21 protein-coding genes and 2 pseudogenes are annotated in these 22,265 nt (G+C 64.3%); 5 read left to right on the top strand and 18 right to left on the bottom strand.

Annotated elements, in window-relative coordinates; genetic code table 11:
• Nucleotides 1-144: 144 nt before the first annotated feature.
• The 4 genes and pseudogenes from C8J30_RS19310 to C8J30_RS14370 all read right to left on the bottom strand — a co-directional run.
• Nucleotides 145-225: pseudogene (locus C8J30_RS19310) on the bottom strand (hypothetical protein); the annotation flags it as partial.
• A 152-nt stretch (nt 226-377) separates the two neighbouring features.
• The gene (locus tag C8J30_RS14380; RefSeq protein WP_245909835.1) at nt 378-2,072 is read right to left on the bottom strand and encodes an ABC transporter permease; all 1,695 of its coding nucleotides are present in this window, start codon (nt 2,070-2,072) and stop codon (nt 378-380) included.
• 8 nt (nt 2,073-2,080) lie between these two features.
• Nucleotides 2,081-3,094, bottom strand: a complete 1,014-nt coding sequence (locus C8J30_RS14375) for an extracellular solute-binding protein (RefSeq protein ID WP_110806534.1) — start codon at nt 3,092-3,094, stop codon at nt 2,081-2,083.
• Between the two features lie 102 nt (nt 3,095-3,196).
• A complete protein-coding gene (locus C8J30_RS14370) occupies nt 3,197-4,282 on the bottom strand; it encodes an ABC transporter ATP-binding protein (RefSeq protein WP_245909833.1) in 1,086 nt (361 codons plus the stop codon).
• A gap of 191 nt (nt 4,283-4,473) precedes the next feature.
• Between C8J30_RS14370 and C8J30_RS14365 the strand changes: the two genes are divergently transcribed.
• The 3 genes from C8J30_RS14365 to C8J30_RS14355 are packed head-to-tail and all read left to right on the top strand — an operon-like array spanning nt 4,474 to nt 8,460.
• On the top strand, nt 4,474-6,606 hold the full coding sequence (locus C8J30_RS14365; RefSeq protein ID WP_181420896.1) for a TonB-dependent receptor plug domain-containing protein: 2,133 nt from the start codon (nt 4,474-4,476) through the stop codon (nt 6,604-6,606).
• A 7-nt stretch (nt 6,607-6,613) separates the two neighbouring features.
• Nucleotides 6,614-7,402: a PepSY domain-containing protein gene (locus C8J30_RS14360; protein ID WP_281269382.1), complete on the top strand. Its 789-nt coding sequence runs from the start codon at nt 6,614-6,616 to the stop codon at nt 7,400-7,402.
• Nucleotides 7,399-8,460, top strand: coding sequence for a 2Fe-2S iron-sulfur cluster-binding protein (locus tag C8J30_RS14355; protein WP_110806531.1), 1,062 nt, complete (start codon nt 7,399-7,401; stop codon nt 8,458-8,460). Before C8J30_RS14360 ends, C8J30_RS14355 begins: the two co-directional genes overlap by 4 nt.
• Before the next feature lie 33 nt (nt 8,461-8,493).
• Here C8J30_RS14355 and C8J30_RS14350 read toward each other — a convergent pair whose 3' ends face one another.
• The 12 genes and pseudogenes from C8J30_RS14350 to C8J30_RS14295 all read right to left on the bottom strand — a co-directional run bounded on the left by C8J30_RS14350 (nt 8,494) and on the right by C8J30_RS14295 (nt 19,137).
• Nucleotides 8,494-8,886, bottom strand: coding sequence for a rhodanese-like domain-containing protein (locus C8J30_RS14350; RefSeq protein WP_110806597.1), 393 nt, complete (start codon nt 8,884-8,886; stop codon nt 8,494-8,496).
• Nucleotides 8,887-8,896: 10 nt separating this feature from the next.
• On the bottom strand, nt 8,897-9,127 hold the full coding sequence (locus C8J30_RS14345) for a thioredoxin family protein (RefSeq protein ID WP_110806530.1): 231 nt from the start codon (nt 9,125-9,127) through the stop codon (nt 8,897-8,899).
• 11 nt (nt 9,128-9,138) lie between these two features.
• Entirely contained in the window at nt 9,139-10,194 is a 1,056-nt protein-coding gene (locus tag C8J30_RS14340) for a permease (RefSeq protein ID WP_110806529.1), read from the bottom strand.
• Nucleotides 10,191-10,481 carry an ArsR/SmtB family transcription factor gene (locus C8J30_RS14335; protein ID WP_110806596.1) on the bottom strand — a complete coding sequence of 97 codons (291 nt, stop codon included), beginning with the start codon at nt 10,479-10,481 and terminating at the stop codon, nt 10,191-10,193. Before C8J30_RS14335 ends, C8J30_RS14340 begins: the two co-directional genes overlap by 4 nt.
• 239 nt (nt 10,482-10,720) lie before the next feature.
• Nucleotides 10,721-11,200: pseudogene (locus C8J30_RS14330) on the bottom strand (organoarsenical effux MFS transporter ArsJ); the annotation flags it as partial.
• Between the two features lie 643 nt (nt 11,201-11,843).
• Nucleotides 11,844-12,572 carry a VPLPA-CTERM sorting domain-containing protein gene (locus tag C8J30_RS14325; protein WP_110806528.1) on the bottom strand — a complete coding sequence of 243 codons (729 nt, stop codon included), beginning with the start codon at nt 12,570-12,572 and terminating at the stop codon, nt 11,844-11,846.
• A 710-nt stretch (nt 12,573-13,282) separates the two neighbouring features.
• A complete protein-coding gene (locus C8J30_RS14320; RefSeq protein WP_110806527.1) occupies nt 13,283-14,338 on the bottom strand; it encodes a TniB family NTP-binding protein in 1,056 nt (351 codons plus the stop codon).
• On the bottom strand, nt 14,335-16,497 hold the full coding sequence (locus C8J30_RS14315; RefSeq protein ID WP_110806526.1) for a DDE-type integrase/transposase/recombinase: 2,163 nt from the start codon (nt 16,495-16,497) through the stop codon (nt 14,335-14,337). The genes C8J30_RS14320 and C8J30_RS14315 overlap by 4 nt, the downstream gene beginning before the upstream one ends.
• A 107-nt stretch (nt 16,498-16,604) precedes the next feature.
• Entirely contained in the window at nt 16,605-17,405 is an 801-nt protein-coding gene (locus C8J30_RS14310; RefSeq protein WP_220033756.1) for a hypothetical protein, read from the bottom strand.
• Between the two features lie 17 nt (nt 17,406-17,422).
• Nucleotides 17,423-17,902, bottom strand: a complete 480-nt coding sequence (locus C8J30_RS14305) for a hypothetical protein (protein WP_110806524.1) — start codon at nt 17,900-17,902, stop codon at nt 17,423-17,425.
• Between the two features lie 195 nt (nt 17,903-18,097).
• Nucleotides 18,098-18,457 (bottom strand): hypothetical protein, encoded by a 360-nt coding sequence (locus C8J30_RS14300; RefSeq protein WP_110806523.1) that lies wholly within the window; start codon nt 18,455-18,457, stop codon nt 18,098-18,100.
• Nucleotides 18,454-19,137: a hypothetical protein gene (locus tag C8J30_RS14295; protein ID WP_110806522.1), complete on the bottom strand. Its 684-nt coding sequence runs from the start codon at nt 19,135-19,137 to the stop codon at nt 18,454-18,456. The genes C8J30_RS14300 and C8J30_RS14295 overlap by 4 nt, the downstream gene beginning before the upstream one ends.
• Nucleotides 19,138-19,537: 400 nt before the next feature.
• Between C8J30_RS14295 and C8J30_RS14290 the strand changes: the two genes are divergently transcribed.
• Both C8J30_RS14290 and C8J30_RS14285 read left to right on the top strand, forming a co-directional pair.
• Nucleotides 19,538-19,867, top strand: a complete 330-nt coding sequence (locus C8J30_RS14290) for a helix-turn-helix domain-containing protein (RefSeq protein WP_110806521.1) — start codon at nt 19,538-19,540, stop codon at nt 19,865-19,867.
• Nucleotides 19,857-21,137: a type II toxin-antitoxin system HipA family toxin gene (locus C8J30_RS14285; protein ID WP_110806520.1), complete on the top strand. Its 1,281-nt coding sequence runs from the start codon at nt 19,857-19,859 to the stop codon at nt 21,135-21,137. Before C8J30_RS14290 ends, C8J30_RS14285 begins: the two co-directional genes overlap by 11 nt.
• Before the next feature lie 24 nt (nt 21,138-21,161).
• Here the strand turns inward: C8J30_RS14285 and C8J30_RS14280 are convergent, their stop codons facing one another.
• Nucleotides 21,162-21,599: a hypothetical protein gene (locus tag C8J30_RS14280; protein WP_110806519.1), complete on the bottom strand. Its 438-nt coding sequence runs from the start codon at nt 21,597-21,599 to the stop codon at nt 21,162-21,164.
• A 51-nt stretch (nt 21,600-21,650) separates the two neighbouring features.
• The gene (locus C8J30_RS14275) at nt 21,651-22,178 is read right to left on the bottom strand and encodes a DUF6634 family protein (protein ID WP_110806518.1); all 528 of its coding nucleotides are present in this window, start codon (nt 22,176-22,178) and stop codon (nt 21,651-21,653) included.
• Nucleotides 22,179-22,265: the final 87 nt, after the last annotated feature.

The raw sequence follows: 22,265 nt of genomic DNA, 5'->3' as shown, positions 1-22,265 counted from the left end.
CCCGGAGGTCGGCAAGCGACCCCCGGGGGCTGTTGGCCCTGCTCGGCTGGCGCGGCGGAAAGGTTGCAACTCGGCCGTGGCCTCGGTCGATTTGAAGGCCACCATCGCATCCCAGAGCTGACGGGCCATGTCGTTCAGCGCCAGAAGGTTGGTCTGGACGGCGATGTCATCGATCACCGACAGGATGCGGGCGATCCGTTCCGACCCGTCTTCGATCGCGCTCATCGCACGGATCGATTCCTAGACGACCTCGGCGCTTTGATGCGTGGCGAGCCGTGCCCGATCGGCACTGGCGGCTGACATGCGTCGCCTGTGTGACGGGGCCCGCCTGCTGGTTGATCGCAGGGGCGCGCGGGGTCTGATCCCGCCCGTGCGCCTCAGCCCCCCGGTTTTGCCCGCCCGATCCGGGACAGCGCGATGACCGGGCCGATGCCTGCGGCGACAATGGCAAGCGCGGCAATGGCGCCGTCTTCGTAACTGCCACGCGCCGCCTCGCCGTAAAGATGGGTGGCCAAAGTCTCGACGCCAAGCGGACGCAGCAGCAGCGTGGCCGACAGCTCCTTCATCGTATCGACAAAAACCAGCAGCGCCGCGGCGATGAGCGCGGGACGCAGCAGCGGCAGATGCAGGCGGCGCAGGCTGGCCCCCGGCCCGTGCCCAAGGCTGCGCGCGGCGTGATCGAGCGCGCGGGGGATCTGCGCCAGACCGCTTTCAACGCCGCCCACCGAAATCGCCAGAAACCGCACCAGATAGGCATAGCCAAGCGCCACCCCCGATCCGATCAGCAAAAGCCCCGTGCCCTGCCCGAAAGCGGCCTCGGTGCCCCGGTCGATCCACCGATCCAGCGCCCCCGTCGGCACCAGAACCCCCAGCGCCACCACGGTTCCGGGCATCGCATAGCCAAGGCTGGCAAGCCGCCCCAGCGTCTCGGTCAGTCGCCCCGGCACCAGCCGGGCGGCAAAGCTGACGGCCATCCCGCCGATCAAAACCGCCAGCGTGGCGGACCCCGCAAGGCAAAGGGTGGCGCGCAGTTCCGCCCAAAGCTGCGCGGAAATCCCGGCGCTGGCGATGCGGCTGCCCGCCTCGGACAGCAGCCAGATCAGCGGCGCGCCAAAGCCCAGCGCCACCGGCACAAGGCCAAGCCCCAGCGCCCCCCAGCCGGCAAGGCCCGCCAGCCGAACCGGCTCCAGCGGGCGGATCCGCTGGGCCCCGCCCGCAAACCGCTGCTGCCGCCGCGCCAGCCGCTCGCAGGCAACGAGCCCCGCCACCACCACCAGCATGACAAGCGCAATCTGCGCCGCCCCGGGCAGGTCCGACCGGGTGACCCAGGTGGCATAGATCGAGACGGTGAGGGTGCGCACGCCAAGGAATTCCGCGGCGCCGATGTCGTTGAGCGTTTCCATCAGCGCAAGGCTTGCCCCCACCGCGATGGCCGGGCGGGCCAGCGGCAGCGCCAGCCGGGTGAAAAGCCGCGCGCGGGTGCAGCCAAGCATCCGCCCGGCCTCGAGAAGCCCCGCCGCCTGCATCGCGAACATCGCCCGCACCGGCAGATAGACATAGGGGTAAAGCACCAGCCCCAAAAGGAAAATCGCCCCCGCAAGCGAGCGGATGTCGGGCAGGCGAAATTCGCGCGGCGAGCTGTAGCCCAGCATCGCCCGCAGCCCCTCCTGCAGCGGGCCAAGCGGATGTGAGAGTTCGAGATAGACGAAGGCGATGATGTAGCTTGGCACCGCCAGCGGCAACAGCAGCGCCCAATCGAGCCAGCGGCGGCCCGGAAAGTCATGCGCCGCGACAAGCCAGGCAAGCCCCGTGCCAAGCACCGTGACCACCAGCCCGACCCCGGCCAGCAACAGCGCGGTTTGCCCCAGCGCGGGCGCCAGAACATGCGCCCAAAGATGGCTCCAAAGCCCGGTCGAGCCCTGCGCCGCTTGCCAGATCAGCGCGAGAACCGGCGCGATCACCAGAGCCGCCACCAGCGCGCTGGCCAGAACCCACGCAAACCCGCCCCCGGAAAGGGGACGGGTCTGGCGACGCGGCGGCGGCGGCGCAAGGTTCGCGTCGATTGCGGCCACGGCCGGGCTCAGTTCTCGAAACCGACCTTGTCGACCAGTTCGCTTGCCGCCTTGCGCGCCTTGACCACCTCGGTCAGCGGCAGCGGATCGACGGCAAGCGGGCCGAAGGAGGCGACGATCGGCGCAAGCGCGGCCCCCGCGCGGACCGGATATTCGAAATTCGCCTCGGCATAGAGCTTTTGCGCCGGTTCCGAGGTGAGATATTCGAGCAGCTGCACCGCCTCGGCCTTGTGCGGCGCGTGTTTCGCAATCGCCGCGCCGGAGATGTTCACATGCGTGCCGCCGTCCTTGAACGTGGGCAGCAGCACGGTGATCGCCTCGCCCCAGGCCTTTTGCTCGGGTTCCTTTTCGTTGGTGCGCATCAACCCGACGTAATAGGAATTCGCCACGGCGATGTCGCAGATGCCGCCCAGAATGTCCTTGGCGCCATCGCGATCGCCGCCGCCCGGCTTGCGCGCAAGGTTCGCCTTGAGACCGGCCAGCCAGGTCTCGGTCGCTTCCGCCCCGTGATGCGCCAGATAGGCGGCAAAAAGCCCGGTGTTGTAGGGGTGCTGGCCCGAGCGGATGCAGATCTTGCCCGCCCATTTCGGATCGGCCAGATCTTCATAGGTGATCGCGCTCAGGCCCAGATCCTTGGCGGCATAGACGACACGCGCCCGCATCGAGAGCGCCACCCATTGATTGGCCGGATCGCGCAACGCCGCGGGCACCGCCGCCAGAACTGCTTCCGAGTCAATGGCTTGCGTCAGACCCTTGTCGGCCAGATCGGCCATGTTGCCGACATCGACCGCCATCAGCACATCGGCGGGCGAGGCGGCGCCCTCGGCCGCGACCCGCTCGGCCAGACCGTCTTTCAGGAACACCGTGGTGACCGTGATCCCGGTTTCGGCGGTGAAGGCGGCCAGCAGCGGCTCGACCAGCTTCGGCTCGCGCGAGGTGTAAAGGTTGAGCTCGGCCGCGCTGAGGGTTGCGGGGGCGCAGAGCAGCGTGGTGGCCAGCAGAGCGCGCAGGGAAAGGGTCATGGCAGAGCCTCCGGGGCGGAAAAGGTCATGTCGCCCGCAAGGGGCCTGCCCCGGATGCCATGCCATACTGATTTGGTCAATAATTAAATATGAGTGTTTCAGTCACATTTGCGCCGAAGGGCCAAAGACCCGCACCGCGTCCGGGTCAAGCCGCACGCCGATGCGCGAGAGGGCGCGCGGGGGCTGAGCGGCGGGCAGATCAAGCTGCACCTCGGCCCCGCTTTCTTCGAGCCGCAGGGAGAGCCGCTCCTGTGCGCCCAGAAAGGCGCAAGCCGTCACCCGCGCCGCCGCCCCCTCGGCCGGGTCGCACAGCGAAAGCGCCTGCGGGCGGAAAAACGCCACCGCCGCCGCCCCCTCGGCCAGATCCGGCGCGTCAAAGCGGCCCAGCGGCGTGGCCAGCACACCGCCCCGCACCACCCCGGGCAAGGCGGTGCCCGGCCCCAGAAAGCGCGCGGCATAAAGCGTTGGCGGGGAATGATAAACCTGGCGCGGCTCGGCCAGCGCCTCGATCCGGCCGCGATGCATCAGCGCCAGCCGGTCCGCCACCGCCAAAGCCTCGGCGGGGTCATGGGTGACGATGATCGCCCCCACCCGCATCTGCCGCAACAGCGCCAGCGTCTCGGCCCGGACGGTTTCGCGCAGCCCCTGATCGAGGTTCGAAAACGGCTCGTCCATCAACAAAAGGCCGGGTCTTGGCGCCAAAGCCCGCGCCAGCGCCACGCGCTGGCTTTCGCCGCCCGAAAGCATGTGCGGGTAACGCTCGGCCAGAGAGCCGACGCCCGCCACCGCCAGCACCTCGGCCACCCGGGCCTGCACCTGCCCGCGCGGTTGCCCGCGCAGCCCGAAGGCGACGTTCTCGGCCACGCTCAGATGCGGAAAGAGCGCGTAATCCTGAAACATGAAGCCGATGCCGCGCGCCTCGGGCTCGACGAAGACCCCCGGCCCCGACAGCACCCGCCCGGACAGGGTGACGGTGCCGCTGTCGGGCCGCTCGATCCCGGCGATCAGCCGCAGCAGCGTCGATTTCCCGCAGCCCGAAGCGCCCAGCAGACACAGGATTTCGCCCTCGGCGAGGGACAGCGAGATGGTCTCGAGCGCCGTCACCGCGCCAAAGCGGCGGCTGAGGGCATCGAGGACGAGAGCAGGGGCGGGGGCGGGGGGCAAGGGCGCGGCGGTCATGCGCCCCATTTAGGCAGGCGTCAGGAAAAAACCAATCCTTGGCCTCGGTGGCATCGCGAATACTTGACTTTTTCTGTCGGATAATTGATCGCGGTCCTGCTCAAGCCAGACCGCCAGGGCCTCACCACGGAATCGAACATGGGCCAGAGCGCCCAGGGATGGGGTAGACGCGTTTTCTCTTGCTGAGCACGGTTTTGATCTTGCCGGGTTTTCACGCCACCGCTGAAGAGGCCGGCCCCGATGCGGCCGGGGTGTTCGCCCTCGACACGATCCTCGTGAACGGCACCAGCGCCGCCCATTGCCTGCCGCGCGGCGCGGCCCGGGCCGAGGCCGATACCCGCCCCGAATGTCTTGGCCGCGGTGTCGGGCGTGCCGACCTGCCGGGCGCGACGCTTGACGCCTCGCAATTCGACCGCCTGCCCACCGGAGCGCGGGCCAATGCGCTGATCAAGCGCTTGCCGACGATCACCACCGGCGGCGGCCCGGGCGAGGACAAGGACGCCCGGATCATGGGCCTCGACAAGGAATACACCCGCACGCTGGTCGACGGCTATCAACTGCCCGACGGCGGCGAGAAACGGGAGTTCAACCTTGACCGTTTCCCGGTGGCGATGATCGACCAGGTCGAGGTGGTGCGCACGAAAACCGCCGACATGGAGACCGACGGTATCGCAGGCAAGGTGATCCTGCACAGCAAGGACATCCCCGAAACCCTGACCCGGACGCTTTCGGTTCGGGGCGGGCAAACCTCGGACGGGATTGGGAATTTCGGGATTTCGGGCCATATCGGCGGCATGTTCACCGCCGATTTCGGTGCGCAGGCGGTGATCAACATCGCCCGTGACGGCGCCTCGAAGACCAAGGTCAAGACTTCGCCCTCGGGGGCGGTCGAACGCACGCTGGAGGAAAAGCCCCAGCCCGCGCGGGAATTTCTGGGCGATGTGATGTGGCGCAGCGAGATCGGCACCTTTCGCTTCAAGCCGGTCTATCTGGATCAGACCGAGGAAAAGACGAAGGACCTGCAGAAGCTGACGGCTGACGGCGCGTTCAACGGCTCCGAGACGGGCGCCGAGGACAAGACGAAACAGACGCGCGGCGCCACCCTGTCTTGGGGCGAGCAGATCGGCGGCTTCGACATCGAGGCACGGGCAGGCTACATGCGCGGCGACGAGGACAAGACCGCCGCAACCACCACCACGACCGCCGCAGGCGCGGGGACAGGCAAGCTGGAGACCGAGGACAAGGCCGACGTGAACCGCACCCTGGAGGTCGACGCCAAGACGCCGATCCATCTGGGCGCCGTCGCGGGCGAGCTGAAATTCGGTCTCGCCCTGCGTGACAAGAGCCGCGACAAGACCAAGGTGTCGAATGGCGCCGTGGCCACCGGCAAGGAAAGCTACGCGCTCGACGAAAGCTACCGCGCGGCCTATGTCATGGGCAAATTCGATCTGGGCGGGACGGTGACGCTGAAACCCGGCCTGCGCTTCGAGGCAGTGACGCTCGAGGGAACCTCGATCGGCTCGGGCCTGCGCGCCGAGGGCAAGGCCCGCGATCTGCTGCCCTCGCTGGCGGCAAGCTGGCAGATCAATGACCGCTGGACGCTTTCAGGGGGGCTCGGGCGGTCGGTCAACAGGCCGAAATTCGACCTGCTCGCCCCGTTCGAAACCACCTCGGGCAGCACGCTGACGGTGGGCAACCCCGATCTCGATCCGCAGCCGGCCAATACCTACGATCTCGACCTGACCTTCAAGGGTGATCATGCCGAACTGGTTTTCGGACTGTGGCACCGCAACATCAAGGGGGTGATCGAGGAAGGCACCGCAACCGGCGAGATCCGCGACGGCAAGACGGTGGTTTCGGCGCAGAATGTGGGCGATGGCACCACCTCGGGCGTGTCGCTGACGCAGCGCATCAGCCTGGCGCATCTGGAAAGCCCGGTTCTGCGCGGCTTCACCCTTGGCGCCAATGAAAACTGGGCCAGTTCGAAGCTGCATGTGGCGGTCACCGGGGCGACGCGCAAGTTCAAGGAACAGCCGAATTTCTGGGGCGATGTCTTTGTCGAATGGACTGACCCGAGCGAGCGGTTGATCTTGATGGCCGCCTACAACTACACCGGCAAGCTGCCCGCGGTGGGCGACAGCGGCACCGACTGGCGCGAGTCGGAAGACACGCTCGATCTCAAGGTCAGCTACGATTTCGACAACGGCACCGAGTTGTATCTGCTGGGCGAGAACGTGCTGGAGGGCGCGCGCGTCACCCATGCCGCAAATGGCGATGTCACCCGCGAGACCGGGCCTTCGCTTGTCACCCTCGGCGTGACCCGCCGCTTCTGAAGGCCGGATCGGCGCGGGATGCCCCCGCCCGCAGCAAGGAAAGACATCGATGAGCCTGCGCAAACTCCACACTTGGGTTTCGGTCGTGCTGATCGTGCCGTTTCTGATCGTGGGCGGCACCGCGATCTTGATCGCGCATCACGGCAGTCTGGGCACCGGCAGGGTGCATCTGCCCCGGTTCGGCGCGACCGCCGCCGATGCGCAGGGGCTGGCGCATCGCTACGAGCTGCGGGCGGTGGCGCAAGATGACGATGGCGCATTGCTTTACGCCACGAAATACGGGCTGATGCGGGCCGAGCCGGGCGGGACGGCGCGGTCCGCCGATCTGCGCGCCGATCTGCGCGATCTGGCGCGGCTTGGCTCGGGGCGCTGGCTTGCCGCGGCGCGCGAGGGGCTCTATCTGCGCGGCACCGATGGCACCTGGCGGCGTCTGGTGCAGGAGGATTTCAAGGCCCTGACGGTTCAGGGCGATCAGGTTCTGGCCAGTTCCGAGGCCGGGGTCTGGCGCATCGATGCGGCCGGCACGCCGCGCCGCGCGCCGGACTTTGCCGCGCCCCTTGCCGCCGGGATGGCCGCCGGCGAAGCCCCGCCCTACACGCTGGAAAAGCTGGTGATGGATCTGCACACCGGCAAGGCGATCTTTGGCGCGGCGCGGGAATGGATCTGGATCGACGCCCTTGGCGGGGCGATGCTGATCCTCGGGCTGAGCGGGATCGTCGTGTGGCGCCGTGCCGCGGCGGCGCGGGCGCGTCAGGCCGAGGCCGCCGCCCGCCCCGACCCGGTTTGCGGCGCATGACCGGGGCGCTTGTCGCGTGGCTGGTGCTGGCCGTGCCGGTCGGGGTGGCGCTTTGGAGCCTCGGGGCCGGGCTGCGGGCCTGGGCGCGCGGGGCGGCGGCGCGACGGGCCACGACCGGGTTGCGGCTGATCGTGCTTTGGCGCGACGATCCGACGCCCGATCTGTTTCGGCTCTGGCTGATCGGCTGGCCGGGGCTCCTGGTGCGCCACGCCGCCGGGCAGCATGTGATGGTCTCGGTGCCGATGCCCGATGGCCGGGTGCTGCGCCGGGCCTATTCGCTGGCGGGCTGGAGCCGCTTTCCCCTGTGCTACACGCTGGCGATCCGCAAGGGGGCCGCGGCAAGCGCCGCGCTGCACCGCCTTGCCCGGCCGCTGCGGCGGCTGACCGTCTCGCCCCCGCGCGGTCGCTTCACCGACCCCGATCCCCGCGCGCCGCTGGTTTTGCTGGCAGGCGGGATCGGCATCACCCCGTTTCGCGCGCTGATCGCCGAACGCGCCGCCGCCCCCTGGGCCGCGCCGGTGGTGCTGCATCATAGCGCCCGCACGGCAGGGGAATTGCTCTGGCGCGAGAGCTTTGCCCGGCTTTCGGCCCGTGCGGGCGGCTTTCGGTATCGGCCCCGGCTGACCGGCGACGGCCCCCGCCTGACTGCGGCCGATGTGCTGGCCGATCTGGCGCCGCAGGCCCATGTGATGCTCTGCGCCGGGGCGGGTTTGACCGAGGATCTGCGCGCGGGGCTTCTGGAAGCGGGGCTGGCGCCCGATCGGCTGCACATCGAGGCGTTTTCGCTGGCGCTGGCCGCCGAGGACCGGGGCGTCCTTGTGACGATGGGCGAGAAAACCTTTCGCCCCGGCCCGATCGGTTCGCTGATCGAGGCGCTGGAACAGGGCGGCATCGCCCCCGACAGCGCATGCCGCGCCGGAGAATGCGGGCTTTGCGCGGTCACGATCCTGTCCGGACAGGCCCGTGACCTGCGCTCGGGCGCCTTGGTCAGCGGCCGGGTGCGCGCCTGTTCGGTGCTGCCCGAGACCGACCTGATCCTTGCCGCTCCGGGCCGGTGACGGCGCCGGTCCAGTCTGCTCTGCGCCTCTGCCTCAGCAGCAATTGCCCGAGCCGCAACCGCAGCCGCCCGAGCTGACGGCTGCGGCAGTTCCGGTAATCGGAAAACCCCGCGCGACCCAGCGGGCGAGCCCGTGTTTCATGTTCGTCACCTTCGTATAGTCCTGATAAAGCAGGAAATAGGTGGCCTTCAGGCTGCGATCGCCCGTGGCGCAGGCGAGGATCACCTCGCGCTCGCGCGGGATCTCGGCAAAGCGGGCCTCGAATTGGCTCAGCGGCAGAGGCATCACCTCGCAGCCTGCAAAACCGCAGGCCGCCACCTCGTCGGCCTCGCGCACATCGACCAGCAGCGCCCCCTCGGCCAAGAGCTTTTGCGACGAGGTCGGGCAGGCTTCGCGGGCCTCGGGCAGGTCTTTTTGTTCGGTCATCATCGTCTCCTCATGCCAGCCAAGTCAGGATTTGCGCCCGGCTCGGCACCGAGCCCTTGTGAACGACCTTTTCCGCCACCACCACGGCGGGCGTCGCCATCACGCCATAGCCGACGATCTGGCGCATCTCCTCGACCTTGACGATCTCGACCTTCTTGCCTGCCTCGGCCGCCACCTCGGCAATCAGATCGGCGGTGGCCTTGCACTTGGCGCAGCCCGTGCCCAGAACCTTGATTTCCATGTTTTGTCCTTTCAGAACAGAACGTTGAAGAGATACCCCACGGCCAGAATGCCGCTGCCCACCACGGCGACGAAAACCGCGATCAGCCGCAGGCTCAGCACCTGTTTCAGGATGATCATCTCGGGCAGGCTCAGCGCGATCACCGACATCATGAAGGCGAGCACCGTGCCCAAGGCGGCGCCCTTGTCCAGAAGCGCCTCGACGATCGGGATCACGCCCGCGGCATTGGTATACATCGGAATGCCGATCGCCACAGCGGCGGGCACCGACCACCAGGCCTCCGCCCCCATGATCCGCGCCATCAGATCTTCGGGCACATAGCCGTGGATCAGCGCCCCCGTGCCGATCCCGGCGAGGATCCAGATCCAGACCCGGCCGACGATCTCGCGCAGCGCCGCAAATCCCAGACGGTAACGGTCGATCAGGCTCAGCCGGTCGCTCTCGAACGCTTCGGGCAGGGCGGCGCCGGAGTGGATGTCACGCACCCAGTCCTGCAACCAGCCCTCCAGATGCAGCCGCCCGATCACCCAGCCCGAGACGATGGCGACGGCCAGCCCGAAGCCGAAATACACTGCCGCCACCTGCCAGCCGACCAGACCGAAAAGCAGCACCAAGGCGACCTCGTTCACCATCGGCGCCGAGATCAGGAAGGAAAAGGTGACGCCCAAGGGCACGCCTGCCGAGACCAGCCCGATGAACAGCGGCACCGCCGAGCAGGAGCAGAACGGCGTCACCACCCCCAAAGCTGCGGCCAGCACATTGCCCACGCCCTCGCGCCGCCCCGCCAGAAGGGCGCGGGTGCGTTCGGGCGCAAACCAGCTGCGCACCACCCCCATGGCAAAGACGATGAGCGTCAGCAGCAGCATCACCTTGGGCACGTCATAAAGGAAAAACGCGATGGCTTCGCCGGTGGCGCTATGACGGTTGATCGGCAAAAGCGCGGTGAGCCGCTCGGACAGGGGCGCAAGCTGACGGTAGATCACCCCCCGAAGCACAAGGGCCGCCAGCAATCCCAGATGCCACAGCCAGTCGGGGGCCGGACGGGTCGAGACGGTGTGATCGCTCATGCGGCGCTCCTCTCGGTTGCGGCCGCCGCGTCGAGAACGGCCCTCAGCACGGCACGGATTTCGGGCGGCATCTCCGGGTTCAACCGATAGCGCACCCATTGCGCGTCGCGCCGGTCCACCACCAACCCCGCCTGTTTCAGCGCCTGCATGTGCCGCGACATCCGGCTTTGCGTGGCGTCCAGCGCCGCCATCAACTCGCAGACGCAATGCTCGCGCCCATCAGCCAGACGCAGGATCGCCGCCAGACGGGTCGGCTCGGCCAGAGCGGTGAGGACAGACAGAATCATCGAACACCTTTTGCGCTTTGGCGCATATTCGCCCCGGCGCATCCCATGCGTCAAGGCGCATAAGGCCCGGTCAGCCCCGCGCCAGCCTGCGCGCGAGTGATCCGTCTGGCATCGCCAAAGGCGAGGATCAGATAGGAATGCCCCGAGGAATTGACGACAAAGACGAGGCCGAAGGCGAAAAGCCCGATGAGGATCGTGGCGGTCGGCCAAGGGGCGGGCGCGGGGGTGATCCGCACGGCGAGGGACAGCGCGAAGGGGATCGGCACGAGATAGCCCGCCATGCCCCAGATCGCCGGTTTGAAGCCGACAAGTTCCAAGAGCGCAGCGCCAAGGAAGAAACCGAGCCCCTTCACCGCGTTCTTTGAGCCGGTGAGCGCCGCCACCCAAGCGATAAGCCCGCCGTCGCCGCTCGGCGCCAGCAGTTTCACCGCCGATTTTGATGACATCTTCGCCAGATCCTTGGCGACGCCCGAAACGCTCTGCACCGCCATCACGAAAGTGACCGAGGCGGGGATTGACCAGCCCGGATCGAGTTGGGCAAGGGCCGCGACCTGCAGCCCAAGCCCGGCGTAAAGCGTGGCGGCCAGGCCGAAGCGGGCAGCGAGCCAGCCCGCGCCAAGATTGGTGGCGATCCCCGCGACTTCACAGAGCAGGAAGAGCCAGACGAGGTGCAAGGCGCTGAAGCCCAGCCCGTTGAACTGCAACAGCACCAACATCCTGCCTTCATCACGCCATCTCGGATCGTCGCGCGCATCTGAGCCTGGGTGACGCCCAAGCGCTCCGCCGCCTGCTCCACGGTGAGACCCGTCGCCGTGGCTCGCCGCAGGAGCGGGCGAATTTCCCGGACATTGACGAGCACCGCGAGATCGCCCTCGCGCCCGGTGTGCCGACTGATCTTCGTCAGTTTGCCGTCGAGGATCAGCGCTGCGATTTCCTTTGCGGAACAGATGAGCCGACGGCAGGCCGAGGGGATGTGGTGATGACCGGGCTTGGCCTGTGCCGTCGCCGTCGCGCCCTGCGGAGGGGGGCAGGGACGCGCTGGATCTCGGCGGGATGAAAGCTCGGAGAGGGAAGCTCGCCGGTCGGCAAGGGCGATGAACCCGGCCTCGAACCTCACCTCGCGCTGATCGCGCGGGACATCGAAGCGTTTGATGACCTAATTTCAGCCAAGGCGATCTGATCGTTTACTTCAGCAGCCCCGGAATGTCTCAGGGGCGGGTGGGAGGCATGACCGTCCCCGCATCGCCTCACCCGCCAATACCAAAAGATGGAGCGAGAAACCTCAGACAGCGCACCCCACGACAACCCGTCAGGTCAGCGCGGGGTGCGAAGTTCATTTCCGGCAGTCGTTCTTGTCGGATCTTAGCGCCGCCGCCGCGCCATCGCTCCAATGCCGAACAGCGCAGAGATCAGCAAAGGTGCGCCCGCCGGCACGGGAACCTTGTCCACCGCCGAGGAGACCGCGTCGCCATCCAGGGTCGCGGTGAATGACAGGCGTGTCACCGAATTGGGAGCGAGGCTGAGCGTATAGGCGAAGGGGATGGTCGGATCGAAGTAGGCGGCCGAGACCATATCGGTGAAAGAATCGATCGAAGTTCCGTCAAAAGTCACGTTCCATGAAAATCTGGACAGTGCGGATTCGGAGCATTCACTGCACCCTCCGGCCCCCGCCCCAAGCGCATAGGTGTAGCTTCCGGTCACGATTATATCCACGGTCTGTGCTGGCGGGGTTACATCTGTGGAACCCGTGAGGTTTGCGAGGTTGAAGACAACCGTTGCCGTCGTGTCGGACAGGGCGTGGCCATCGGGGTTGGCCTCCCCTTCGATTGCCATGCCGTTGACGTTTACCGTCACACCACCTCCGGTTGCAACCGTTTCCGTCCCTGCGGTGTAGGACGCTGAGGCATTTCCGGTCGAAGCCGCAGTCCCACTGGTCGCAGCGGGAAAGCGTGCATAGCCAAATGTGTTCACGATCGCTCCCGGCATGACGATCATGAACGCGGCCGTCCCGTCATATGTGGCTGCGTTCGCCAGTCCCGGCATCGCCGCACATGCGGCAAGAATGACGGAGAGTTTTTCCCAATGCTTCATGACTTTTCCCTCGATTTGCGCGTCGAAAGATGACGCGCGCTAAACTTTAAGTTTATTCGTATCGTTCAGGAATCGCAGTATGGTTGTAATTAATACGCTTGGTCTGGTCTGCCGAGCAAGCACTTTGACGCGCGCGAGATAGAAGGTCGGCGCTTTGCCGGGTGCGGGGTCGAACCTGAGGGGGAGGCGGGGAAGGGCTGAAGGCAGGATCCGGCGGGGAAGTCTGGTTTCCTTGCTTTGCTTCGAAAACGTCGGGGCCGCAATCCTGTAGGATCAGGGGCCCGAAGGATCGGATCAGGCGAGGGACTCTGGCCAGAACCGCTTCAAAACCGAGGCGTACGGCTCAAGAAACCCTCTCGACGCGACTGCGGAAGCTGCAAGTGTCACTTTTGCGGCGTTTCCTGTCCTTGCGGCGAGTTCGAGGGACACACCATAAATCCCTTGTGCTGTGCCATTGAGACTTGCCGCAATTCACGGACATCACGAATCCGTTACGGTCTAACATACTGTAATATATTGATAAAATGAGTATCTTTCGTCGAGGCGCAATTTCGTGCCATAGAAAGTGCCGCAATTGCCATTCATGAGGCCCGCAAATTTCCTCCGGCATTTTTGCCCGCGGTGCGCGCCTTCCAGGACGCGTGAGGAACAAATGCGAAAGGCCCGATGCGAACATCGGGCCTTTGTCGTCGAAGCGGATGATCCTGCGATCACGGGTCGTCCGGCGGCGGATCGGATTTCTTGCGGCGCGGCTTGCGGCCAGGTTCCGGCTTGTCGATCGCCTTTGCAAAAAGCTTCCAGACATCGATCTTGTGCCAGTCCTCGGCCAGAAACGGGTTTTCGGCACTGGCGCAATCCGTGCGACGTTCGAAGGCTGCCGCAAAATGCCGAAGTTCCACTTTCGAAGACCCGTCAAGTGTCGCCGCAACAATCGCCCCGATAACCAGCTCCATGAAAATTCCGAGCCGATTTGCCGAACCGGCGATCAGGCGCGGCAGAAAAGCGTCCTGATCGAGCCCACCGGTTTCGAACCTCGCCCCTTCGACAAACTGCGTCAGGATGCTGGTCAGCATCTTGCGATCAGTCGCATAGGCGAGCGCAGGAATGCCGATCACATTGAGCCGGCGCGCGAGCTGAGGATCCTCGTTGAGCAGCACCTGCAGGGTCTCGGTGCCCGAAAGAACGAGACAGACCGGCCATTGATCGTTCTGGGTGAGCGTCTTGAGGGTGCTCAGGACGGCGCGGCGCTGAAGAACATTGGCGCTTTCCAAAAGATCCTGAGCTTCATCGAGATGGAGGATCTCGACACCCTGTTGCTGCAACTGCCAATGGATCACCTCCCAGATGTCGGACGCGCTGTCGGTGTCACGACGCTTTGGGGATTCCTGGCCGATACAGCCGAGTTCCCGCAGGATTGCGACGCCGACGGACTTCAGGTTGGCCGGGGTTTTCACCTTCACCGACAGGATGAGGCGGTCGCCCGGGCGGCCGCTCTTGCCGTTGAGGGTTTCGAGCTCCGAGAAGAGCACGTCGAGCGTGCGGGTCTTGCCGCTGCCCGTCGGCGCCAAGAGAGCCAGTCCACGGGCCTTGCGCAAGGTTCCGGTGGCTGCCGCCGCCTTGCGCTGTTCATGCAACATGAGGATTTCCTCAAAAACATGGTCATAGCGCTTGGTCCGCACGAATTTCGCTTCCAGAGCGGCGTTCTTGGTGGCCGCCGCCTTGATGCGTTCGAGGGTCTCGTTGGAGCGGGGTGCAGCGGTCGTCATTCCGAAATCTCCACATAATCGTCGTCGTTGTCTTCGGTCCGGCCGTCATTGTTCCCGTTGGCGGAGGCGGGCGGCGTCGCCGCGTCGGCGGCGACTTCGCACGGGGCGATGCGAAGCAAATCGTCGAAATCGTCTTCGAACAGCGCGCCGAGAGTCGCCCCATCGGCGGCTTCGGTGGCTTCGGGGTTCTGATCGATGTGGCTCATCGAGCGGGTAATTTCCTTCTCGATGCGGATCAAAGTTTTCGAGTTCAGCGAGTCCGGGCCGACGTTGCAGCGCGTTTTCGCGGCATCGACGATGGCGCGAACGCTGTTCAGGGCAGCTTTGACCGTGCGCCTGCTTTCTCGCGCGAGCAGTTTGTTCTGTGCGCGCATCACGGCCAGGGTCTCCTGCCAGTCGGCAAGATGGATCCCGTCGAAGAAATCCCATTTCGCCTTGAGCGGGTGCCATTCACCGTCCCAAAGCACCGAAATCCAACCCAGATTGTGCTCGTCGACGCGACAGTCCAGCACATCGTTCTTCTCGTGCAGGTGGATATGGGCGGTCAGTTCGCTCGCATACTCGATCCCGAACAGGATGATGCCACGGCCCGTCACTTGCCTGCGGAAGCGGCGTCCGAATGCCTCCCGCCGCTCGTAGCCAGACAAGTCATCGACAAGCGGATATTTGGCCGTCAGCCGCGCCCACGCATGTGCGGGTGTCTCGCCGCCCAAACCGAAATGGGGCTCATGATGATAGCAATCGACGATCCATTTGACCAAAATACGCGTCAATTCATCATCGGTGAGGCAGGCCGTTTCCGCGCTCGGGTAGTCCCCGCGTTCCTGGGTATTGGAGAAGGTGCGTCCCGGCAGGAGCGGCATTACTTTCGTGCCGACAGTGCGGAAAAAACGTTCGATGGTTCCGCGTTGGCTGGGTTCTCCGGCTTCGGTAAACATCACGCTTGCCTGCATGGCGGCCGCCGCCATGCGGATGCGCTGGGGCACGAAACCCGTCCCGTTGTCCATGACGCTGAGTTCCCACCGGCCGCCTTGGCACCAGTCGTTTTGGCAACCATACGCCGCAGCGATGTCGCTTTTGTCGCGTGTCGTCTGCTCCATCACCCGCAACGTCGCTTCACGAGACGGCGCCGGGGTGACGACGATGCCAAGGATGCAGCGCGTCGCGATATCGATCGCCACTACGGCCCAGCGGCGCGTCCGCTCGAGCTCACGCAATTGCTCGACCGTCATTTTCGCGGCGATACCGCTGTCGATTGCAATCGACAATACATCGAGTTTGACCTCGTCGATCTCGACGCGTTCGAGAGGGCGCGTGACCATCAAACCGGTGTCGGTGATCTTAAACTTGCTCTTCGCCGCCTTTTCTCCGTGACGATTGGCATAGGTCTCGAGCGGATCGAGCTTGTCGATCTCGCGATAGATCGTCCGCAGGCAGGGGTATTCAAGCTGGTCTTGTCCGCATTGCCTCCGGCGGGCATTTTCATCGTCGATGGCTTTTTCCACCGCCAGGAGCACCGAGTTGCCGCTCGGGCGCTGACGACTTTGATATTCAGTGCGCACCACGGTGCGCAAGATTTTTGCGACCGTAAGATCAAGCCGCCTCTCCGAAGGTCGGGTCACTTTCTTCGGCGCGAGGGCCAGAAGGTCATTCCCCGCCTCAGTGTAGGCGTTCATCATCTTGCGCAGGGTCTTGAGCGAGGGCACATCGAAAACGGTGCGCTTCGTGCGATAATTTTTTTTGCGTCCCGCACGGGCGCAGAGATCCATGTGCGCCTTCAGCGCCGGAAGCTGCGCCTTCATGCTGTCGTCGCTGCGGGACATTTCGCCGGCACGTTCCTTTGCGAGCAGCCACTCGGTCATTTCGACATGGGCGTTGAGCTTTTCCGTCTCATCGTTGTCCAGACGGGTGAGGATGCTGCCAGCGGCCGGTTTTCCCTCGCGCCGGTGGAGAGGGGCGAAATACCTCTTGATAACGCGATAATCCGGGCTGAGGCGCAGCTTTTCCAACGCCGCGAAATCCAGAAACTTGCGCAGACGGGGCTCACTCAGGGTTTCGAGCCAGAGCCCGGCCTCGTTGACCTCGTCGATGCAGTATTGCGTGGTGCCGATAAAGATCAGATCTTCAAGATTGACGACGCGGGCGACAGATGTGGTCATTTCATACTCCTGTGTTGGCTGACCTGTGGAGTGACATGTGGGTGCAGGGCCCCGGTCGCCTGCGCTTGGGTGCGCAGGCGTTGGGCGTTTGAAGATCTGGCGAGGGATCAGATGTCGCCGCGTGCCATGCCGACGGGAATGACCCAGCCGTCAGGTTCGATCAGCGTACCCCGGCGCACCGAGAAGAGGCCGGTGCCGATGGCGCGGACCACCGCCGGGAAGGCGCGTTCGCCGAGGCCGGTCCAGTTGATCAGGCTTTGCACGCTGATTTCGTCGGCGAGGGTGGCGGCGAAGGCTGCAATCTGCTGGTCCGCGTCAGGATCCTGCGAACGACGATAGTTCCGGATCAGGAGAGCATTTCGGAATTGCACCTCCGTCACATGGCGCTCCGTCCGGACCAGAATATTGTCGAACACCTCCGGCATAAGATCGGCACGCATCATCGCAACCTTTGTCAGGAACTCCTTGTCCTGCGAGAGCTTCCAGGGCTTGACGAGGACCGCGATCTTGCGATCGTCGCGCAACCGCACGATGAGGTCGGGATAGTGATGCCGGTCCTTGTCGATCCGCTTGTCCTCATAAGTGACCCGAAGAGCCTGAGTGTCGATACGCTCCGTCAGCGGGTTGTTTTCGAGGCAAACGAAAATCCTATATTCTTGGTAGCTTTCCTGCTCGCGGATCATGATGGCATCGTCGCCAACGTGGCGGGCAGACACACTCAGGCGGCAACTCGCGGTGGATTTGCGGATCACCTTGCGCGCCGAAATGGCCGGGATCACCGCCCGGGGCTTCGGACCCTCAAACGGCGACGGAGCCTTACGCGGGGCGCGTTTCGGCGGCTGATTTTCCGGCATATAGCCGAGCTTTTGCTTGACGCTCTGCATGCGTTGGCGGTGCGCGTCGATCATGGCGTGGATACCCCGCATCACAGCCCCCCGTTCGACGAAATCGCTTTATACGCAGGGAATTGGCCGTTGCCGGCCGCCTCCAGTTCGGTCATCAGGCGCCCCCGCAGTTCGGAGAAGAACTGCGCGATATCGTCCCCGGGATCGGGGTGGTAAGGGGGCAGGGGGAGCCCCAGGAACACGCGATAGAGAGAGCCCCCCAACATGGAGACGATGTCGATAATCCGGGACAAGTCGGAGGCGGAAACGCCCTTGATCCGCGACTGACCCGCAGTCGTACGCCGCTGATTGATGCCGCCCATTTCCGCGACATAACGGCGGTGAAGAGCCTTCTTCATCTCGCCGGGATCCCGCAGAAATTCGTTGATCAGCACCACCGCGAGTTCGGCCGCATCGGTGGCATGGGCGTCGAGAATCTCGACGGCGGGAGCGAGTTCAGGGCGGGCAGTTTCGCGCTGGTAGAGCGACAGCGCCAATTGGATAGAGATTTCTTCACGCATAGCTTCTCCTTTCTCGAACTTGTCGAGGGTTCCGGGTTACGGGTCCATGGGAGGCCTCTTGCGAGGCGGGCTGTGCCATCGCCGTCATGACGATGGAGGTCAGGATTCAGGCAAAGCGCGACCGTGGCCACGGTCAGGGCATTGCTGGGCAGAATGGTTGTGGTGTGTTTGTCGGCGTTTCGCCGACCGGATTGATCAGGCTATTATGCCTATCGCCGTCCGGCCTGCTTGCGAAAACGAGGTGGCCATGATCGCCAACTCATTGCAAGAAATGCATTTTTCGACCATGTGCGAAAAATGGAATGAAGAGACTTTATCGCTGACGGCCCCGGCGCGGTAGTTGCGTTGCCGGCACGTCACTTGCATTTTCCCGCCCGAATTTTTCGCGGCCAGGCATGGAGCCATAACCGAAACGGAATTTGCAACTGCGCGCAACAATGCCGACCCAATAATCCAGTATTTTCCCCACGGCATGCCGATGGTGAGGGCGTAGAGGAAAATGAAAGAGGCGGTCTCTTCTACCGAGTCGGCTTGAATGGGCGGGTGCATCATCATTTCTTCGTCTCCACCGCAATCTCGCGCAAACGCCGGAATACTGCGTCAGTGATGATAAGCATATTCTCCCATTTTAGCCGCACTGGGGCCAGAACCCCGTCGACAGAATAGGTCGCTTCAACCCTGTCAAAATCATCTGCGAATTCATGGGATCCGCTATTGATTACGTAGGTGTAGGTCGCGTAATGGCCATTGAGCGAGATTTTGAGAGTTGCGGTCCCATCCGCGGGGCGCACACGGTTTCCAGTTGCCTGGGGGTAGGTGCCGATGGTCGGGTCGAGAATACCCTCCACCCATTGCCCAAGAAAGGCGCCAAAAGTCTCCGGCACCGGGTACTCCGCTTCAGGCATCGCGAGCTTTTGCTGAACAGTTGTCAACGCGTCAAGCAGTTTCGAACCGCTGGGTTGGGTCGGAAATTCGCAAAGTGCATTGGGCCCCAAATGGCGGGCGAAATTAACAAGCCGCATCGCCAGCAGACTACGGATCACGTCTGGTGCGTCTTTCGTGGCCAGATTCAGCATTGCGGAAATCGCATGGATGGCAACATCGGTGCCGGTCATCGTCGCCGCGCCTCGGCCCGCCCCTCCCTCGGTGCGCAAAGAAGCCTCGGACAGCGCTTGGGACAGCGCTTTCATTCGCATCGGGCTCACGCCGAATTCGGCGCAGAGCGCGTCGCGCATTTGACCTACTGTAGCCATTTTAGGGCACTTCCTTACCACTTCTGCATCGCACCTATGACGACCAGACGAAAATGGCAAGGAGTATTCGGAAAAAAATTTTACAATACTTGTCGCGCGGTGTTCGACAACCGCGCTCTCGCAATGCGGCAAGGCATTTTTCTAGAGGCGGAAGTGAAAGATGGCAGATCCCAGGCCCCAGCGTTGTGGAAGAGCCGGATCGGGTTCCCGTCTCGTGGTGCAACATCCGAACAGGACTTAGGATGATGTGCGATTGTATCTTTTGGGAGTCATAAATCACATTATAGTTTCCTTAGATAGTCTTTAACCCTTTCAGGGCATTGTATGATCACAGGTTTTCCGCCATGATCGCTCCGAAAATCAACATCGCCCGCCCCCTCCGATGACCCACCCTCGTCCCCACTCCCTTGCAACCCGACACGGCCTGCAGCTTCTCGCCGACGAGATTCAGGCTCGCCGTAAGCTCTTGCGTTGGAGCGAACAGGATCTTGCCGATCGGTTGGGTTGCGCTCGAAAAACTGTGCGTGCGCTGGAAAGCGGCAAGCCGACGGTGGCGATCGGCACGGTGTTCGAGGCTGCATTTCTTGTCGGGCTGCAACTCTTCGGGGACGCGGCGGCTGTTGAAGGTCGGCTGGCAGAGACGCGAGGCAGGCTCGATCTGCTGCCACGTCGTATCCATTCCCGCAAGCCGGAGTTGAAGGATGATTTCTGAGCCCACGGAACTCTTCGTTTGGATCTGGTTGCCCGGGGCGACGCAGCCTGTCGTGGCCGGGCGGGTGGCGCGGGAAGGCACGCGGATCTTCTTCAACTATGGGCGAAGCTACCTTGATCGTCCCGACGCGATCGCCGTATTCGATCTCGACCTGCCGCTTCAGCCGGGCATGATCGATCCGCCGCCCGGGCACGATCTGGCGCCAAGTCTGCGCGACGCCCTGCCCGACAGATGGGGGAGGCGTGTCATCGTGCATGATCTCTTGGGCCACAAGCGCGCCGAAATCGCCGAGGATGCCTTTGGCGAGATGACCTTCATGGCGCACTCTGGCTCAGACCGGATCGGGGCCCTCGATTTTCAGGCTGCGGGGACGCATTGCGTGCCACGCGAAAGCGAAGAAGCGAGCCTCGCCGATCTGCTTGATTTCGCCGACCGGATCGAGGCTGGCGATCCGGTTCCGCCCGCGCTCGACCGGGCCGTCCTGCATGGCAGTTCGATCGGTGGCGCGCGGCCCAAGGCGCTGATCACCGACGCGACGTCCGAGCGAAAGCTGATCGCAAAATTCTCCGCGACGAACGACAGCTTCGCGATGGTCAAGGCCGAATTCACCGCCATGCGGCTGGCGGCGCTGGCCGGGATCGACACCGCTCCCGTGACGATCACGCGGGTCCTCGATCGCGACGTTCTTCTGGTGGAACGGTTCGACCGGGTGGCCGCAGGCCAAGGCGCCTGGGCTCGACGGGCGATGGTCTCGGCGCTGACCTGGACACAGGAGCATGAGATGGTGGCCCATCACATTTCCTACCCCGGGCTTGCCGACATCATTCGTAAGAAATTCGCGGCGCCGAAAGAGACCCTATGCGAACTGTTCGCGCGTCTGAGTTTCAACATCCTAGTAGGCAACACTGACGATCATGCGCGCAATCATGCGGCCTTCTGGGACGGAAAATATCTGCATCTCACCCCCGCCTACGATATCGCCCCACAGAGGCGGTCGGGCATCGAGGCGAACCAAGCGATGATCGTGGCTGAAGGTCGTCGGACGGCGCAGTTGACGCTTGCCCTGGCCGCAGCCCCGGCCTTCCTGCTTGATTCCGGAACGGCGCGCCAGATCATCGATGCCCAGGTCGAAACGATTGTGCGGAACTGGCGGCAGGTCACCGAAGAGGCGGGCATGAGCCCCATCGAGCAGCACTATTTCGCTGGTCGGCAGTTCCTTCCCGCCTATGCCTTCGACGGCTATGGTCCGTTGGCAGTTCTGAAGCCCTGACTGCGTGGCCGTCGGGGCTTTCCCTCACTTAGCGATCTGGCGTTGCTCCAGGGTCTCGTCGTTGCCATCACTGCGCATCGCGTCAGCGATCAGGTGATCGACCATCTCGTCGAAATATCCGATCAGTTCGCGGTGCAGCGTGCGAAATTCCGCCGCGACGGTTGCTTCGAACGCGCCCTGCCGCACGCGGACCATCACTGTGGTGCGACGCTGTCGGGGATAGCGGTAGGGACGAACGCCATGCTTGCGGCAGAGCGCAATGAAGATCCGCACCGACCAGCTGTCGGGGAAAGTATATTGCATCTCGGTTTCCGGCTCGTCGGCGGGTGCCGCAGACCCTAGGCGAGCCTGCAGGCGGTCGATCGCAGCTCCGGCGGCGGCGCGCTCGCCTTCGGTCGCGCCGCGCGCGAACAGGGCCTCGAGCCGGGCAAGCTTGTCACGAATTTCGGCGTCTCGGGACATCGGGTCTCCTATATATTCGGGCGTGGGCACGGGATACCCCTCCCAGAGTCTTCAGGTCCAGCCCCCGAGATCTGGAATGTCGAAACGCAGTGCGCCCGGATGCAAGCGGCCCTCTGCGAGCAGTGCGGTAAAAACGGATTGATCGGGGCGGCCGAGCCGGTAATAGCGCGAAAAGGTGCGTGCCCAGCCCCGGTCGGGGGCGATGCGAACAAGGGGCGAGGTGACTGTGCGTGCGCCCTGCCGCAACCGGGGATGGCCCGTGACGAGGCTGACAAGCACTGGCAGATCGGCGATCACGGCGGCGCACCAGCGATCGATCCGGGGCGCATCGGCAAGGAGGATCGCCTCCGGTTCGGCGTCGGCGAGCGCGTCGAGATAGTCGCACAAGCTGACCAGATCGCGCGTCAAGATTGGCGCCGTAGGATCCGCGCCTTGCATCCATCGGCAGGTCTCGAGCAAAATAGGGATTTCGGGGGCGATATCGCGCGCCCCCCCTTGATGCGGATGCAATGTGTTGCGCAGCGTGTCGGATAGGTGCTGCATGGGGCGCAGCGGATCGATGATCTCGTCGGGCGTCATACGGGGCCTCCTTGCTTTTGCAAATGTGCGAAAAACTGCGCCAGTTCAGTGATGCCGGGGCCGATGAGCGTAGCCGCGGACCACCGC

Source organism: Rhodobacter viridis (assembly GCF_003217355.1).
Classification (GTDB): domain Bacteria; phylum Pseudomonadota; class Alphaproteobacteria; order Rhodobacterales; family Rhodobacteraceae; genus Rhodobacter; species Rhodobacter viridis.
Note: the sequence above shows the minus strand (reverse complement) of the source record. Positions and strands in the feature narration are given on the sequence as shown.